Raw genomic sequence first — 16,094 nt, 5'->3', positions numbered from 1 at the left:
GCCGCGGGCCGCGGGCATGCGGCGCCCGGGCCCTGTCGTCGTCGCAACCGCCGCCGTCAGGGCCAGTTGTCTAGCGCGAAGTAATAGGCGTTTTCTTCGCCGCCCGGTTCGAACTCGTAGCGGTCGCAGCGCCCGCCGCCGGGCCGGTAGTCGCACATCGATTGTTCGCGCAGGCGCAGGTTGCGGCCCGCTGCGACGTATTCGCTGAGCCAGCGTTTCTGCAGACTGGTCCGGAACTCGCGGTCGGCGGGTTCGGTCTTGCGGCCGACCACGCTGATCACCACCGGCGCATCCGAGCTGGCCGGCGCAGCCGAGAATTCGAACGAGGGCCCGACGCCGCCGCGCGGGTGCACCACGAATCCCGCGAACGGCGTGCGCGCATCTGCGGCCGCCGTGGGCTGCGACAAGCCCGCGCCGATCGCCAACAGCGCAAGTCCCAGCATCGGTTTCATCGCGGCTCCTCGGATTGCGGCGCAAGCGCGCCGTGGGACGGTGAAGGTCTCGCGGCTTCGGCGATGCGTTCGAGCACGAAGGCCGCCCGTTCCGCCACCGGCACCTGCGGCAACACGCACAGCCGGTAACCCTGCGCGCGGTAAGCGTCGACGGTGGTCTCGAACGAACGCATCGCCCGCTGGAAACCGGCGCGGCGTTCGCCCGTACGCGCGTAGATCTGCGGCCAAGGTTCGGCCACGAACACCGTCGGCGCGTAGCGCTTGCGCAACGCCGCCGCGGCGTCCTGCGGCGCGACCGCGATGTCCATCGAGCGCATCCACGCCAGGCATTCGCCGATGCCGCGGTCGAAGAACACCGGCCCGGGCAGCGTCGCGGCGGCGCGGTGCGCGCGCAGGTTGCGCGCCAGCAGTTCGCGCATGAAGCCGGCGCGGTCGGTCCAGGGCAACAGGTTGCCGCCGCGCTCGCGCTGTTCTTCGACGATCGCCAGCGCGGCTTCGGCGACCGTGGCGTAGCCCAGGCGCGCCAGTTCGGCCAGCAAGGTCGTTTTGCCTGCGCCGGAGGCGCCGGTGATCAGATGGAAATCGCGCTCGGCGACGCTGCGGCCTTGTTCGCCCGCCCGCGCTGTCGCAGCTTCTGTCGCACCCGCCATTGCAGCATCCATCGCACGCTCCGGCGCATGCGCACGCGTGCGAGTGTAACCGGCGCCTAGGCCATGCCCGGCACCAGGATCGACGGCAGATCGCTGTCCGGATGCGCGCGCAGCAACTGATAGGCGATGCCGCCGATGCCCGGCAGCAGCGCCGGCGAGAACACTTCGCGCGGGCCGCCGGAGTACGGCCCGTGCTGTTCCAGGCCGGTGACCAACTCGGCCAGCAGATCGGTCTTGGTCACCCCGGCCGGGCCGACGCCGGCGTCGATCGCCAGCCCCAGCAGCTCGCCGTTGCCGGCGTCGCCGTGGCAGACGCAATGGTTCCAACCGAGCCCCGCGCGCCAGGTCGCGGCCGCCGCCGCGCGCAAGGTCTCGCGCGTGCCCGGCTGCTCGAACGCCGGGTCCAGATCGACGCGCGCCAGACCGATGCCGACCGAGCCGTGGCACCACGCGGTCGAGGCCGGCACGCCCGGCAGCATGCGCAGGTCGCGCCAGTTGCCCAGGTCCGGATCGAACAGCGAATCCTCGAACGCGAACGCGCCGCGGCCGGCGGCGTCGTGGCGTTCGTGCCCGCTCGCGCGCGCCAGATGCAGCAGCGACCAACCGATGCCGGTGGCGCCGTGCGAATAACCGCCGAGCCCTTGCGGCCAGCGTTCGTGCGTCCAGTACAGGCGCTCGCCGTCGCGCTGCGCGCGTTCGGCGAGGCGGTCGCCGGTTTCGCTGGCGAGATCGACGTAGGCCGTGTCGCCGGTCGCGCGCGCCAGCATCAGCAGCGGCACGATGGCGCCGGCGCTGCCCATCAGCAGATCGTTGAGCGTATCGGCCGCGACCGCTTCGGGTACGTCCTCGGCCAGCGCGCGGGCGCGCGCCAGGCCTTCGCCGCCGTCGAGGCCCCAGCGCGCCAGCGACAGCCAGGTCCAGATCTGCGCGCCGACGCCGAAGTACGCGCCGGGCGCGCGCGGCCGCAGCTTCACGCGGTCGCGCCGCTGCTCGGCGCGGCGCGCCTCGGCGAACTTCAGAGTGCGCACGCTGGCCGCGAACAGCTCGTGCATGCCCGCGACCGCGTCGGCGCGACCGGCCGCCGCTTCGCGCAGGTACGCCCCGGCCAGCAAGGCCATGCCCGACACGCCGTTGAAGATGTCCGAGTTCAACGGCTGCACCGCCCAACCGGCGGGACTGTAGCTCGGCGCGATCCAGGCGACGCTGCCGTCGGCGCCGAACAGGGCGTGCTCGATCATTCGGCCGAGGATGCGCGCGGCCTGCTCGCGCCGGCGCCGGTCCAGTGCGTCGGCGCGCGCGTCGACGCGCAGCTGCGGCGTGTCTTGCGTCCAACCGTCGTTGGCGTAGGCGCTGATCAACGAAGCCGAGATGAAACGCCGCTCGCGCTGGAAATCGGCCTGGCGCCAACGCTGCAAGGCGGCCTCGGCCAGATCGCACGGCGCCAGCCACGCGGTGCCGCGCGGCCCTTGCAGGCGGCCGTCGCGCACGGTGGTGGCGAACAGCGGGATATCGCCGTCGATCAGGTCGTCGATCTCCGCCTCGATGACTTCCGCATCGCTCGGCGCGATCGCCACGTTGGCGGCCATCTTCGCCAGCAGCTCGTGCGCGGTGCGCCGGGCCTTGGCCTCGTCGTGCAGCGACACCGGATGCCACAGCATGCGGCCGATTTCGGCATAGGCCTCGCTCGCGCGCGGCACCACCCGCACGCGGCAATCGGCGAAGGCCTGCAACTGCGGCAGCAGGCGGCCGCCCGCGTCCATGCGCTGCAAGGTCGCGACGGCCTCGTCGAAACCCTGCAACACCTGCGGCCAGTAGCGATGCAGCAACGGCTCGGCGCTGGGATGGTTCTGCGACACCGGCGCGGTCACCCACTGCTTGCCGATCCGCGCCTGGTCCGAACCCGCGCCGACGATCCCCGGCACGCTCATCTTCGGCTGCTGCCCCGGCAGCATGCCGGCGGCGGAATTGTCGACGCCGCGCCACCCCAGGCTGCCGCCGCGGGCCGGCAACAGGCCGATGTTGAGCACGGTGCCCGACGCCAGGTCGACGGCGCGGTCGTGCGCCTCGCCGAGGCCCGAGGCGAGCACGGGCAGCTTCGGCGTGAACAGGGTTTCGCAATCGATCACCACCGGATGGCCGCCGTGGGCGATCAGGTTTTCGGCATGCAGGTCGGTGCCGCCGACCGCGCGCATGACCGCGAGCCAATGGCCGATGCCGAGATAGAAGCTGCGCAGTTCGTCCTCGCCGTCGGCGTGGCGGTGGGCGACGAATTCGCTCCAGCCGTACTCGCCGCGGTCGACGACGCGCGGCACCCGGATCGGCATCGCTGCGCCGTGCTCGTGCGCCAGCGCATCGAGGAAACCGCGCAAGGCGGCGTCGACCGCGAGCGAACGCGGCTTGTACAGCAGCGCGCCGCCGGCGCATTCCACGACCGCCACCGACAACCCGCCGCAATGGCTGTCGCCGGCGCCGAAGCGCAGCGAGCGCAGTTCGCCCGGCTCGCGCGCGCACAGCGCGCGCACGCGCGAACGGTCGTCGGCCCAGCGCTGCGCGAACGATTTCGACGCCGCGCAGCGGTTGTCGACGATGCGCCGCACGCGCGCCATCAGGCCCGGATAGTGCGGGCTCAGGCCGTCCCAGAAATCGCGCTGCGCCGCCGTTTCGAGGAAACGTTCCCAGCGATCTTCGGCGCTGCCGTCCTCGCCGAGGCCGCCGGTCACCCGCGCGGCATTGAGTTCGAGCAGCAGCAGCCGGCCGAGCTTGGCGTGCAGCACCGCGGTCAGCGACGCGCGCGTGGCGGCCAACACCGCCTCGCGTTCGCGTTCGTCCAAGCCGGGAATGCGGCGAAGCTGGGCTGCCAGGCCGTCCAGCGCGGACGAACTCAGGCAGCCCAGCGATGCTTCGAAACCGCGCGCGTCCGCGACGGACGCCATGTCAAACCCGGGCGCGGCGAGCCGCGACGATCGAGCCGGTGTACTGCCCATCCGTGGCCATGCAACGCCCTCCGGTCTTGATGTCGGTATCGAAGCCTTTAGCTCAGCAGCACTGGATCGTGCCGCAGCCGGTGCAACCGGAAGTCAGAAACGTGGGGCCGATGGCGTCGCCGGAAAGATCGGCTTCGGCGAACTCGCCGCCGATGAACAACGGGCCGGCGGGATTGTGCTCGCCCGCTTCGCTGCGCCACGAGGCTACCTGGTCGTGATCGTTCATAACACGCTCTCCTTTATTGGATTCGGGTACGTTACGAGGACACTTCACTGTGCCTAAAGACCCCGATAGGCGTAGCAGCCATAGGCTGCGATCCTGCGCTTTCCGCCCGTGCCGTCCCAGACACCGCGACAGCCTTGCACCCGGGCAGCGAGCAAGTCAATGCGAACCGGCCGCGGTTCTGTGACGGCCGGCAGAACGCCGCGTGCGCGCCGCACGCTCCCAACCTGACTGCGCGCGCCTACGCCGGCAGCGCGCTGACCATGACGTAGTAACCGTCGGGATCGCGCAACGCGAACTCCTGCGTTCCGGTCGCGGGATTCGAATGCGGCTCTTCGTCCAGCGCGGGAACGAGCGTTCGTGCTCTGCGCAGCGCCGCTTCGAAATCGTCGACGCGGAAGAACAGCAGCAAGCCGTTGCCGGCTGCGCGCGCGCGGCGTCGGCCAAGGGCGGATGTTCGTGCGCGCCCCAGCGGTGCAGGCAGATCAGCACGGTGCCGTCGCTGTCGAGGATCTGGCCGAAGTAATCGTGCGCCGGTGCGGTCGGATCCTGGCCGAACAGGGTCTGATACCAACGAAAGCTGCGCGCGACGTCGGCGACGCCGACGATGGTCCAAAGACGCTTCATCGAATGCTCCCGCGCCGGTGCCGGACCGTGGCCGCCAGCGGCGCCTTGATGCGACGCATCATGTGCTAGCGTCGCGTGTCCCGAGCGCGGAACCCGCCGTCGCTTCCGCCCGGTTCGCATCGTCGCGAGCCGGCATGGTCGCGCGCAGCGTCGCGGCCGGCAAGGGCTCGGCAGGCGTTCGCATCGCGGCGGCGTTCAACGGAGGACACGCGCATGAAAGGCAGCCGCATGAAAGGATGGATGGCAAGGCGCAGTACGCTCGTTCTTTTCGCCCTCGCGCTCGGCGCGGCCGCGCCGGTCGCGGCGGAACCGACCTACGAATGCAACGCGCAATCGGAAGGGCATTTGTTCCAGGTCGCCTACGATCATCCGGTCGACCCGGGTTCGTTCTATCAATGCCGCGGCGGCGCGTGGCGCCTGATCGGCATCTGCAACCAGAGCACCGGCTGCCCGACGCCGCCGGACCCGAACGGGCCGATCGTGGAAATGTAACCGCGCGTTACCCGACGACGCGCATCGCAGTCCGCAGGCGGGGCCCGTGCATGGGCTCCGCCTTTTGTTTTTCGCGTCGATCCGCGCGCTTTCGCGCCCACGAACGCGCGCCGGATGAACCGCCGCGACCGCGTTCACGCCGCGCGCTTGCCTGCGCGCGCGCATCGCCGCTCACCCTTCCTATCGCTTACTCACCGCACGCGTTGGATCACGACATTCGCGGGGAGACCGTGGTGTTTTCGAGAGCGGCACGCCGCTCCCACTTCCGCCTGCCGGCATCGCGGCGGCGCCGGACACCCCACCCCACGGAGATCGTTCATGTCTGCAAGGAATCTGCTTTTGGCTCTGTTGCTCGGCGCGCCCGCCGCGGTCTGCGCACAGGGCTCCTATCCCGCGCCCGGCGCATTGATCGTGCTCGACCAGGAAGGCGGCTCCAACCTGCGCGGCGCGCTGTACGCGATCGAGCCGGTCAGCGGCTACCGGCGCGTGCTGTCGGATTTCGGCAACGCCAGTCAAGGACCGGTGGCGATCGCGCCGAGCGGACTGGCCCGGGTAGCGGCCGGGTTGTGGGGCGGCAACGACCGCTGGATCGCGACCGACGCCCGCGGCGGCACCGACCAGCGCGGCGCGCTGTACGAAGTCGACCTCAGCAACGGCACGCGCACGACCCTGACGGATTTCGGCGACGCCTCGCGCGGGCCGCTCGGCCAGCAACCCGATGCGGTGCTCTATGTCCCGCCGGTGCTGCTCGGCCCGCTCAGCGGTTTCTTCGTGCTCGACCGGCGCGCCGGCACCGACGGGCGCGCGGCGCTGTTCAAGCTGGAATCCAACGGCCGCCGCAGCGTGTTCGCCGACTTCGGCGACGGCCGCGGCGCGCGCGCCGCGCAAGCGGTCGCGTTCGCCTGGCGCCCCGGCGCGCTGGGCCTCGGCGGCAAGATGCTGGTGACCGACCTGACCACCGGCAGCAACGGCAAAGGCGCGCTGCTGACCGTCGATCCGATCAACAAGCAACGCTCGGTGCTCAGCGACTTCGGCGACGCGCAGCAGGGCTGGACCGATCCGCGCAGCGGCAGCAGCGGGCCGAACTCGGTCATCGCCGGCAACGACGGCAGCGTCTACGTCCTGCTGTCGCGCGCCGGCACCGACGGCCGCGGCGCGCTGGTCAAGGTGGATGCGGCGTCGGGCTACCGCAACCTGGTCAGCGACCTCGGCGCCGACGGCCAAGGGCCGCTCGGCGCGGCGCCGGTCGCGATCCGCTGGTCGAAGGATCAGCAGGTGATCTACGTGGTCGACGCCAAAGCCGGCGTCGACGCGCGCGGCCTGCTGTTGCAGGTCGATCCGCTGACCGGCGCGCGCCGCACGGTCAGCGATTTCGGCCTGAGCGGTTACGGGCCGCTGGGCAAATCGCCGCGCGCGATCGATACCAACTGATGCGGGCCCGTTGACGCCGTTTGCGGAACCGGTGAGAGCCTCGCGAATGCGGGGCTCTGTCGTTTCGCGCGCCGGCGCGCGGCCAATCGCTGCGCAGCGCTGCGCGTTATAGACTCGCCTCCCCGCCTGCGCCGCAAGGACGTTCGCCACGATGCTCCATCACCTCTCCTTCGGCGTGCGCGACCTCGCCGCGGCGTCCGCGTTCTACGACGCGACGCTCGCCGCGCTCGGCTATCGGCGTGTGTTCTGCGGCGACAGCTCGGTCGGCTACGGCCTGATCGACGGCCAGGACCTGCTGCTGTTGAATCTCGACGACCGCGCCGCCGCGCCCGGCGACGGCTTCCACTTGGCGTTCGCGGCGCCGTCGCGCGCCGCGGTCGACGCCTTCCATGCGGCCGGCGCGAACGCCGGCGGACGCGACAACGGCCAGCCCGGCTTGCGGCCCGATTACGGCGCGCATTACTACGCGGCCTTCCTCATCGATCCGGACGGCCACCGCGTCGAAGCGGTGACAACCACGCCGGACGCCGGCTGAATCCGCAGCGCGCGGTGTCCACGCGCGCTGCCGGCGTTATCCGCACAGCGGCGTACACCGGCCGCGACGCGATTGCCGGTATCATGCCGACGACGGTTTTGCGCGTTGCAGACGTCGCCGGAGCCGGCCATGCCAACCAACATCCCGTTCTTTTCCCGCCCCCTTTCGCTGAGCCTGCGCATCGCCTGGCGCGTCGGGCTGAGCGTGACCTTGCTGATCCTGGTCATCATCCTGGTCGTGTGCGTGTCGATCTGGAAGGCCGACCTGCGCATGGTCTATCGCGATAAGGCCGAGGACTCGGCCACCGCGATCGAGCGTCGCGACGGGCGTCTGGTGCTGGATCCAGCGCGCTTGCCGGCGCGCCTGCGCGACGCGCCGGACGTCGCCTGGCTCGCGGCCGCGGACGAATCCGGCCACAGCCTGACCTGGGGCGCGCTGCCCGCCGAATACCGGTCGTTGATCCCGGTGTTGCCGCAGCTCAGCGATTCGGACCTGCGCAGCACCGATCCGCGGCTGGCGGCGACGCTGATCGTCGAGGAGCGCCCCTGGGGCCGCCTGCACATCGTCGTCGGCGGCGTCCCGGAAGAAGGCGTGATCGGACTGTACACGCCGCTGTTCTACTTCGTCAGCCTGTGGCTGGCGCTGCCGGTGGCGGCGGCGATCCTGTTGCTGGTGCCGTGGATCGTGCGCCGCGGCCTCAGCGGCATCGGCAAGGTCGCCGAACAGGCGCGCAGCGTCGACATGAACCGCCGCAGCCGCCATCTCGACGCCGGCGCGGTGCCGTCCGAGCTCAAGCCGCTGATCGATTCGTTCAACCAGGCGCTGGAGCGGATCTGGGATGCGGCCGAAGCGCGCGACCGCTTCCTCGGCAACGCCGCGCACGAATTGCGGCTGCCGATCGCGATCGTGCGCGCGCGCGCCGGCGCGCTGCCCGCCAGCGCGTCCAAGACCAGCATGTTGAGCGACATCGCGCGGCTTGAGAACATCTCCGAGCAATTGCTGGACCTGCAACGCGTGGACCGCGGACTGATCGCCAACGACCGGCTGGATCTGGTCAAGGTCTGCCGCGACGTCGGCGAAGACATCGCCCCGCTGCTGGTCAAGGCCGGCTACGAGTTCTCCTTCGACGCGCCGGAGCATCCGGTGGTCGTGTCCGGCGACGCCGGCGCCTTGCAGCGGGTCGTCATGAACCTGCTGCAGAACGCGATGACCCACGGCGGCGGCGCCGGCGAGATCGCGCTGAGCGTGTCGCCGCAGGCGCGCATCAGCGTGTCCGACGCCGGCCCCGGCATCGCCGAGGAAGAACACTCGCAGATTTTCTCGCCGTTCTACCGGCTCAATCCCGAAACCCAGGGCAGCGGGCTGGGCCTGCATCTGGCGCGCGAGGTGGTGACCCGGCACAAGGGCAGCATCCGGGTATCGCGTTCGGACCAGGGCGGCGCGCGCTTCTGCGTGCAGCTGCCGCTCGCTCAGCCGCAGACGGAAACCCCCTGACATGCGCATTTTGTTGGTCGAAGACGATCAAGGCCTGGCTCAGGCGCTCAAGAGCGCGCTGGCGGCGCACAGCATCGTGCTCGATGTCGCTTCAGACCTGGCCCAGGCCCGGCAGGCTCTGAGCCAGGCCGACTATCGCGTGCTGATCCTGGACTGGCAGTTGCCCGACGGCGAAGGGGTTTCGCTGATTCCGCAGGCGCGGCGCGCGCTGCCGGGCGTGCCGGTGCTGATCCTGACCGCGCGCCACCACGTCGACGACCGCATCCAGGGCCTGGATGCCGGCGCCGACGACTACATCACCAAGCCGTTCGACGTGAACGAGTTGCTGGCGCGGATCCGCGCGGTATGCCGGCGTCCGGCCCAGCACCAGATCCCCACGATCACCCTGGGCGCCTTGCAGTTCGATTTCGCCAACCGTTGCGCGAGCGTCGACGGCGTCGATCTGGCACTGCCGCGGCGGCAGTTGCTGGTGCTGGAAACGCTGTGCCTGCGCGCGGGCCGCACCGTGTCGCGGGCCAAGCTGCAGGAAGCGGTGTACGGCTTCGACGACAACATCGAATCCAATACGCTGGAATCGCATATCTCGCGGCTGCGGCGCGCGCTGGCGCCGGCCGGGGTGGAGATCCACGCGATGCGCGGGCTGGGCTATCTGCTCCAGGCCACCGACGAAGCCTGACGCGCGCGTCCGCGAGCGCGCCGCCGCTGTCGCGCGACAGCGGCGACGCGGACCGGTCAGCCGCCGGTAGCGACGTTGCCTTGCTGCATCGCCGCGAGCAGCGCCGCGGTCATTTCGCGCCGCGACAACTTGCCGTCCTTGTCGGTGTCGAGCTTGTCGAAGTGTTCGACCAGCGCCTCGTGGATCTTGGCTTCGTTGCGGTCGATGCCGCCGTCGCCGTTGACGTCGGCGGCGGCGAAGCCTTTGTCGAACTCGATGCGTTGCTTGGCGATCCGCGCGGTCATGAACGCGTCGAACTCCTTGCGGGTGATGACCTGGTTCTTGTCGCTGTCGACCGCGGCGAAGGCGCTGTCGATGTAGGCGCGCTCCAGATCGGACTGGGCCGTGGTGGCGGCGTTGGCGGTGGCGGCCAGGCTCAGGCCCAGCATCAGTACTGCGGATCGCTTCATGTGGGGGATGCTCATCGGGAGGGAGTTATCGGTCGCGCCAGTAGTTGTTCTGGCGGCGTTCGCGTTCGCGCCATTCCCACTCGCGCCGCTCGCGTTCGCGGCGTTCCCATTCGCGCTGGCGCGCGTCTTCGCGCCAGCGGTCGCGGCGGTCGTCGTGGCCGCTGACGCCGCCGATCGCGCCGCCGGCCAACGCACCGCCGGCGGTCGCCCACGGATCGCCGTGCGACAGCAGCGAACCGGCGACGCCGCCGACGATCGCGCCGGCGAGCGCGCGCCGTTCCTGTTTGGTCAGCGCATCGGCGTTCGGCGCCGCGGCCAGGCCGGCGGCGATGGCCAGTGCGGCGGCGACGCCTTTGAGTGAGGCTCCGGAAGCCTTGTACATGGTGTGCTCCTTCTCTTGGATGGAAAGGCGCGCCCGCGACGGGGCAGAGGTCGCGGGCGCCGCAGCAGCGGTGCGTCCACGCAAGCCGTTGCTGTCGAGCGCACTGTAGGAGCCGAAGCTTGTATCAAGCTTGCGGCGCGCCGCGGCCGCATCGCCCGGTCGTGCGGCGTTCATGCAACGCACGCAGCGCGCGGACGCAGCAACGCGCACAAGCGAACGCAGCGCCTTGCGGCGCCGGTTCGCTGTATCCGGATCGTTGCGATTTTCGCGAACGCGCGCGCTCGCGCGGACCGTCGCGCCTGGATCAGTCCAGGTATTCGCCGCCGTTGGCGCCGTCGCGATGGCGCAGGCGCGCGCGCTCGAGCCAATGCGGCGGCAGCAGGCGCGCGTTGATGCCGCGGCGGCCGCGGCGCGGATCGCGCGGCACCCAATGGGTCAGGCAACCGCAGACGCTGCAGCGGTGGAAGTCCACGCGCTGGCCGTTGCAGGCGTAGGTGTCGGTGCGGGCGCCGGCGGCGACGACGATGTCGTCGGCCGTGTAGTAGGCCCACAGCGCGCCGTAGCTGGCGCACAGCGAGCAATTGCACGCGGTGACTTCGCTGGGTGGCGAAACCAGGGCGATGCAGACGGCGCCGCAATGACAGCTCGCGAGCGGATGCTCCAGGCCGGGCGCAACGCGCAGGCCCGATTCGTACGTGCGCTGCGGCGCCATCGCGATGGAAAAGCGGCTCGGCGGAGAGGGTTCGTGTCGGGTCGTCATAGTGCGGCGAAGCGGATCGGTCGATTGCGCGCCGGACTGCGGCCTTGGAATCGGTCGCAGTCCGGCGCGGTCACTATAGAAGGCCAAGCTTGCGTCAAGCTTGCGCCCGCCTCGCGCGCGGTCGTCCTGCAGCGCTCAGACTGCGTCGCCGCGCGGCGCTTCGTCCGCCGCCGGCGCCGGCGCGAGCGCCGGCGCATCGGCCGAGGTCACCCGCCCGACCCACAAGGCCGAGCACAACGCCAGCCCCGCCGCGATCCAGCCGACCGCGCCGTAACCGGCGATGTGTCCGCTGGCGTCGGTGGTCAGCATCAGTCCGCCGAGCCAGGCGCCGAAGCCGGTGCCCAGCGACATCACCGCGCTGTTGGCGCTGAGGTAGGCGCCGCGTTGCTCGGCTTGCGGCACCGTGGTCTGCAAGGCCTGCAGCGGCACCATGCGGCCGTTCATCGAGACCATGAAGATCGGAAAGAACAGCAGCATCGCGATGAACCCGACCGCCGGCAGATGGGTCACGAACAGCACCGGCAGCAGCGACACCACCACCGCGATGCGGTACACCCGCTGCTTGCCGTGGCGGTCGGCCAGGCGCCCGATCAGGCGCGAGGTGAAGAACGCCGCGACGCCGCCGGCCATGTACATCCACGACAGTTGCGAGGGATCGATGCCGTGGTTGGCGACCAGCATCGGGGAGATGAACGGAATCACCAGCATCTGCGAGGTGGTCAGCATCAGCGTCAGCGCGAACGCGTTGAGATGGCGCGGATTGGAGAACAGCCGGAACAGGTTCGGCAGCGCCTGCGCCAGCGATTGCGGTTGCCGCGCCAGATGCTGGTTCAACGGCGGCACCACCCGCGCGCCGGCCACCCAGATCAGCAGCGACAGCGCCACCAGCAGCCAGAACGGCGCCGACCAGTGGAAATGCGCGCCGAGCAGCACGCCGACCGGAACGCCGATGACCGAGGCGACCGCGAACGAGGTCATCACCGTGCCGGTCGCGGCGCCGCGGCGCTGCGCCGGGATCACGTCGGCGATGATCGCCATGATGATCGAGCCGAGTACGCCGCCGCTGAGGCCGGCGAACGCGCGCGAGGCCAGCAGCAACGGATAACTGTCGGCCAACGCGCAGGCCAGGTTGGACAGGGCGAACAGCGCGTACATCGCCAGCAGCAGCTTGCGCCGGTCGAAGCGGTCGATATAGGTCGCGGCGAGCAGGCCGGACAAGCCGCCGCACAGCGAATACGCCGAGACGGCGGCGGCGAACTGCGCCGGCGAGATGTGCATGGAGCGCATGATCTGCGGACCCAGCGGCATCATCACCATGAAATCCATGATGAGGGTGAACTGGGTCAGCATCAGCAGCCACAACAGGCGCCGCTCGCGTGGGGGTTCGATCGAGTACATGGGAGTCCTTGCGGTCGCGGCGGGCGCGACGGTGGGAGAAGGCTTCAATCGTCGAGGGATTCGTGCACGCCCTGCGCACCGCGCTTCCAGTAGCCGGCGGCGTGCAAACGCGATTTGTCGACGCCGCGTTCGTTCAACAGGTGCTGGCGCACCGCGCGGATCGCGCCCGATTCGCCGGCGGCCCAGACATAGGCGCTGTCGTCGCGGCCGCCTTGCGGCCACGCCAGCGCGCGCACCGCTTGCAGCAGCGGCGATTCGGCGCCGCTGTCGGCGCCGCGCCGATAGCACCAATGCACCTGCAATGCGGCGGCGGTGGCGAACTCCAGACGCGCGTCCGGGTCTTCGACTTCGAGCACGGCGACCGCGCGCGCGCCGGCCGGCAGTTCCTCCAGGCGGCGCGCGATCGCCGGCAGCGCGGTGTCGTCGCCGATCAGCAGGTGCCAGTCGAAGCCGGCCGGAATCACCCGCGAACCGCGCGGGCCGCCGATGCCGAGCTGGTGGCCGACCTGCGCCTGCCGCGCCCAGTCGGACGCGGGCCCCGCCTCGTGCAAGGCGAACTCGAGTTCGAGCTCGCCCGCTTCGAGATCGAAGTTGCGCGGCGTGAAATCGCGCATCGTCGGCCGCGGCGCGTCGTCGGCGTAGACGAAACCGCTCGGCCCCAGCGTCGGCAGCACCGGGCTTTCCTGCCCGGGCGCGGGGAACAGCACTTTGACGTGATCGTCGAACGAGGCCGAGACGAAGTCGGCGAGCGAATCGCCGGCCAGCGCGATCCGCAGCAGATGCGGGGTGACCGCCTCCACCCGGGTCACGCGCAGCAGGCGCAGGCGCAAGGGATGGCGGACGCGCACGACCGCCAGGTCGCTGGGTTCTTGCATGGGGGGCCGTCCTGTTTCTTGTTTTTATCGATGCCGCCGCATCGCGGCGGTTCGCGCGGGGGCGCGGCTGCGCTCAGTCCTTGTCGCCTTCGATCTCGCGCGTGGCGCGACGCAGGATCTCGGCGATGCGGCGCTGCTCGTCGGCGGGCACCTCCTCGCGGCGGAACAGCGCGGTCTTGAGCGCGCGCCGGGCCTGGATCAGCTCCGGCAGCCAACCACCTTCGGCCGGATCATTCGGGTCCTCGCCGGCCAGCGCGCGCCGCACCGAATCCATCTTGCGGGCGATGTGGCTGAGCTTGGCCAGCATCATGTCGACGCGCTCGCGATTCGCGCGCAGGTGCTCGGCGCCCGGCTCGGCCAGCGCGTAACGCTTGCGGTTGCCTTCCAGCTCGACGGTGACGTAGCCCAGTTCTTCCAGGTAGGTCAGCGCCGGATAGACCATGCCCGGGCTCGGGGCGTAGAACCCGTTGGAACGCGTTTCCAGGGCCTTGATCAGTTCGTAGCCGTGGCTGGGCTTGTCTTCCAGCAGCGCCAGCAGCAGCAGTTGCAGATCGTCGGAGCTGAACTTGCGGCCGCGCGAGAAGCCCTCGCCGTCGTCGAAACCGCCGGGGAAACCGGGGCCGCCCGGACCGCCGGGGAAGCCGCCGCGGCGCCCGCCGCGACCGCCGCGCGGGTGATGGCCGTCGCCGTGCCGGTGCAAATGGCTGGCGAAACGCTCGAAGAAGGAAAACTCGTCGCGGCAGTGGGCGCGACCCGGGTCGAACACGAAGAAACGACGCATGACGTACCTCTGACCTATCGTAAGATAGGTCGTAAGATATATATCGTAAGATATGAAAGCAAGCCCCGAGCCGACGAACGGCGCCTCCCGGGCCGGGCCGCTTTGAGATTCCCCTGGGGCCCTGCGCTGCCAGCCGGCCGTCCCGGCAAAGCCCCGCCGCCTAAAATGGCGCGGCGCTCGCCTTTGCGGACCGGTGGATGAAGTACAGGCATTTCTTGTTCGACCTCGACGACACCCTGCTCGACTTCGGCGCGTCGGAACGGCTGTCGTTCGCGACGATGCTGCAAAGCTTCGGCGGCGAAGCCGGCCCCGCGCTGTTCGCCGACTACCAGCGCGAGAACGCGCAGCTGTGGGCGCAGTTCGAGCGCGGCGCGATCGGCAAGGACGCGCTCAAGGTCGAGCGCTTCCGCCGCGTGTTCGATCTGCACGGGCTTGCGATCGATCCGGCCGCGGCCAGCGCGTGCTATCTGGAATCGCTGGCCGAAACCGTGGTCCTGGTCGACGGCGCGCGCGCGCTGTGCGAGGCGCTGGCGCAAGTCGGCGAAGTCGGCGTCATCACCAACGGCATCGAATACGTTCAGAGCAAACGCATCGGCAGTTCCGGCCTGGGCGACTGGATCGCGTTCGTGTCCACCTCCGAAGCCTGCGGCCACGCCAAGCCGGACGCGCGCTTCTTCGAGTACGCGGTGCGCAATTTCCGCGATTACGACCGGTCCGCGACGGTCATCGTCGGCGACCGGCTCGATGCCGACATCCTCGGCGCGAACCGCTTCGGCATCGACAGTTGCTGGTACAACCCGCTGCGCCTGGACAACCCCGGCGAGGCGGCGCCGACCTACGAAGTCTCGCACCTCGACCAGATCGTCGCGCGGCTGGCCGGGTAAGCGCGCGAACGGCTCAGCGCGCGACGGGCACGCGGTCGGCCAGCCCCAGCTCGTGCGCCATCGCGATCAGCGCGTGCAGGCGCGCCGGGACGAACCGGTGCCCGGAGTAGTACAGCCTGAGCCCCTCGTAGGGCGGACACCAGGCGTCGAGCACCGCCACCAACGCGCCCGATTCGAGTTCGTCCGCGATGAACCATTCCGAGACGAAGCCGATGCCGAGCCCGAGCAGCACCGCGCGCTTGATCGCCGGCAGCTCGTTCAACACCATGCGCGCGGGCAGATCCATCTGCAGCTTCCTGCCCTTGCGCTCCAGTTCCCAGTGATAGACGCCGCCGTGCGACATGCGCATGCCGATGCTGCGGTGCTTGAGCAGGTCGCGCGGCTGCGCCGGCGTGCCGTGCTCGCGCAGATACGCGGGCGTCGCCACCACGCGCATGCGCAGGTCGCTGGTGAGCCGCACCGCGATCATGTCCTGCGGCACGAACTCGGCCAGGCGGATGCCGGCGTCGTAGCCCTCGGCGACGATGTCGATCGGCCGCGATTCGCTGACGATGTCGATGCGCACGTCCGGATAGCGCCGCGCGTATTCGCTGAACAACGGCTCCATCAGCAACGACACCGCGCCCTGCGGCGCGTTGATCCGCAGCGTGCCGGCCGGAACGTCGGGCCCGAGCGCGGCCTCCTCGTTGGCGCGCTGGATTTCGGCCAGCGCCGGCGCCACCCGCTCGACGTAACGGCGCCCGGCCTCGGTCAGCGCCACGCTGCGGGTGGAACGGTGGAACAGGCGCACCTTCAGCCGCGCCTCCAGCCCGGCGACCGCGGCGCTGACCGCGGTGGCCGACATCCCCAGCGCCTGCGCGGCGCCGCGGAAGCTGCTGCGCTGGGCCACCGCGAGCACCACTTCCAGTTCGGTCAGTCCGGTGCGATGCATCGATTGTCCTGATTATCCGGATGAAGCGTACGCGATAAATCGTCTTATCAGGACGCGACTGTACTCCTAG

General features: G+C 70.2%; 18 protein-coding genes. 6 read left to right on the top strand and 12 right to left on the bottom strand.

The features are described from left to right. Positions 1–56 precede the first annotated feature (56 nt). The 5 genes from JHW38_RS19260 to JHW38_RS19240 all read right to left on the bottom strand — a co-directional run bounded on the left by JHW38_RS19260 (position 57) and on the right by JHW38_RS19240 (position 4,883). Positions 57–452, bottom strand: a complete 396-nt coding sequence (locus JHW38_RS19260) for a hypothetical protein (protein WP_207522929.1) — start codon at positions 450–452, stop codon at positions 57–59. After that, the gene (locus JHW38_RS19255; RefSeq protein WP_207522928.1) at positions 449–1,102 is read right to left on the bottom strand and encodes an AAA family ATPase; all 654 of its coding nucleotides are present in this window, start codon (positions 1,100–1,102) and stop codon (positions 449–451) included. The genes JHW38_RS19260 and JHW38_RS19255 overlap by 4 nt, the downstream gene beginning before the upstream one ends. A 56-nt stretch (positions 1,103–1,158) precedes the next feature. Then, complete coding sequence (locus JHW38_RS19250) at positions 1,159–4,035, bottom strand: type 2 lanthipeptide synthetase LanM family protein (protein WP_207522927.1); 2,877 nt, start codon at positions 4,033–4,035, stop codon at positions 1,159–1,161. Positions 4,036–4,138: 103 nt separating this feature from the next. Continuing rightward, the gene (locus JHW38_RS19245; protein ID WP_207522926.1) at positions 4,139–4,312 is read right to left on the bottom strand and encodes a DUF6229 family protein; all 174 of its coding nucleotides are present in this window, start codon (positions 4,310–4,312) and stop codon (positions 4,139–4,141) included. A gap of 238 nt (positions 4,313–4,550) precedes the next feature. Then, positions 4,551–4,883, bottom strand: a complete 333-nt coding sequence (locus JHW38_RS19240; RefSeq protein ID WP_428995330.1) for a VOC family protein — start codon at positions 4,881–4,883, stop codon at positions 4,551–4,553. Positions 4,884–5,176: 293 nt separating this feature from the next. Between JHW38_RS19240 and JHW38_RS19235 the strand changes: the two genes are divergently transcribed. From JHW38_RS19235 to JHW38_RS19215, 5 genes are all read left to right on the top strand, one after another. Continuing rightward, on the top strand, positions 5,177–5,428 hold the full coding sequence (locus tag JHW38_RS19235) for a hypothetical protein (protein WP_207522924.1): 252 nt from the start codon (positions 5,177–5,179) through the stop codon (positions 5,426–5,428). A gap of 318 nt (positions 5,429–5,746) precedes the next feature. Continuing rightward, positions 5,747–6,859, top strand: a complete 1,113-nt coding sequence (locus JHW38_RS19230) for a hypothetical protein (protein ID WP_207522923.1) — start codon at positions 5,747–5,749, stop codon at positions 6,857–6,859. A gap of 151 nt (positions 6,860–7,010) precedes the next feature. Then, entirely contained in the window at positions 7,011–7,394 is a 384-nt protein-coding gene (locus JHW38_RS19225) for a VOC family protein (protein WP_207522922.1), read from the top strand. A gap of 129 nt (positions 7,395–7,523) precedes the next feature. After that, positions 7,524–8,888, top strand: coding sequence for a sensor histidine kinase (locus JHW38_RS19220; RefSeq protein WP_207522921.1), 1,365 nt, complete (start codon positions 7,524–7,526; stop codon positions 8,886–8,888). A 1-nt stretch (position 8,889) separates the two neighbouring features. After that, positions 8,890–9,564 (top strand): response regulator, encoded by a 675-nt coding sequence (locus JHW38_RS19215; RefSeq protein ID WP_207522920.1) that lies wholly within the window; start codon positions 8,890–8,892, stop codon positions 9,562–9,564. A 56-nt stretch (positions 9,565–9,620) separates the two neighbouring features. Here the strand turns inward: JHW38_RS19215 and JHW38_RS25585 are convergent, their stop codons facing one another. The 6 genes from JHW38_RS25585 to JHW38_RS19185 all read right to left on the bottom strand — a co-directional run bounded on the left by JHW38_RS25585 (position 9,621) and on the right by JHW38_RS19185 (position 14,209). Beyond that, positions 9,621–10,013: an EF-hand domain-containing protein gene (locus JHW38_RS25585; RefSeq protein WP_242690984.1), complete on the bottom strand. Its 393-nt coding sequence runs from the start codon at positions 10,011–10,013 to the stop codon at positions 9,621–9,623. Between the two features lie 25 nt (positions 10,014–10,038). Further along, positions 10,039–10,395 (bottom strand): glycine zipper 2TM domain-containing protein, encoded by a 357-nt coding sequence (locus JHW38_RS19205; protein WP_207522919.1) that lies wholly within the window; start codon positions 10,393–10,395, stop codon positions 10,039–10,041. Positions 10,396–10,699: 304 nt separating this feature from the next. Next, positions 10,700–11,155: a GFA family protein gene (locus tag JHW38_RS19200; protein ID WP_207522918.1), complete on the bottom strand. Its 456-nt coding sequence runs from the start codon at positions 11,153–11,155 to the stop codon at positions 10,700–10,702. A 135-nt stretch (positions 11,156–11,290) separates the two neighbouring features. Continuing rightward, complete coding sequence (locus tag JHW38_RS19195; protein ID WP_207522917.1) at positions 11,291–12,553, bottom strand: MFS transporter; 1,263 nt, start codon at positions 12,551–12,553, stop codon at positions 11,291–11,293. Between the two features lie 44 nt (positions 12,554–12,597). Further along, on the bottom strand, positions 12,598–13,428 hold the full coding sequence (locus tag JHW38_RS19190) for a siderophore-interacting protein (RefSeq protein ID WP_207522916.1): 831 nt from the start codon (positions 13,426–13,428) through the stop codon (positions 12,598–12,600). Between the two features lie 73 nt (positions 13,429–13,501). Then, positions 13,502–14,209, bottom strand: a complete 708-nt coding sequence (locus JHW38_RS19185; protein ID WP_207522915.1) for a PadR family transcriptional regulator — start codon at positions 14,207–14,209, stop codon at positions 13,502–13,504. A 197-nt stretch (positions 14,210–14,406) separates the two neighbouring features. Here JHW38_RS19185 and JHW38_RS19180 point away from each other — a divergent pair, with 197 nt between their 5' ends. Next, a complete protein-coding gene (locus JHW38_RS19180; RefSeq protein WP_207522914.1) occupies positions 14,407–15,093 on the top strand; it encodes a YjjG family noncanonical pyrimidine nucleotidase in 687 nt (228 codons plus the stop codon). Between the two features lie 13 nt (positions 15,094–15,106). Here JHW38_RS19180 and JHW38_RS19175 read toward each other — a convergent pair whose 3' ends face one another. Further along, a complete protein-coding gene (locus JHW38_RS19175; RefSeq protein WP_207522913.1) occupies positions 15,107–16,024 on the bottom strand; it encodes a LysR family transcriptional regulator in 918 nt (305 codons plus the stop codon). Positions 16,025–16,094: the final 70 nt, after the last annotated feature.

This window comes from Lysobacter enzymogenes, assembly GCF_017355525.1.
GTDB classification, from domain to species: Bacteria; Pseudomonadota; Gammaproteobacteria; order Xanthomonadales; family Xanthomonadaceae; genus Lysobacter; species Lysobacter enzymogenes_C.
Note: the sequence above shows the minus strand (reverse complement) of the source record. Positions and strands in the feature narration are given on the sequence as shown.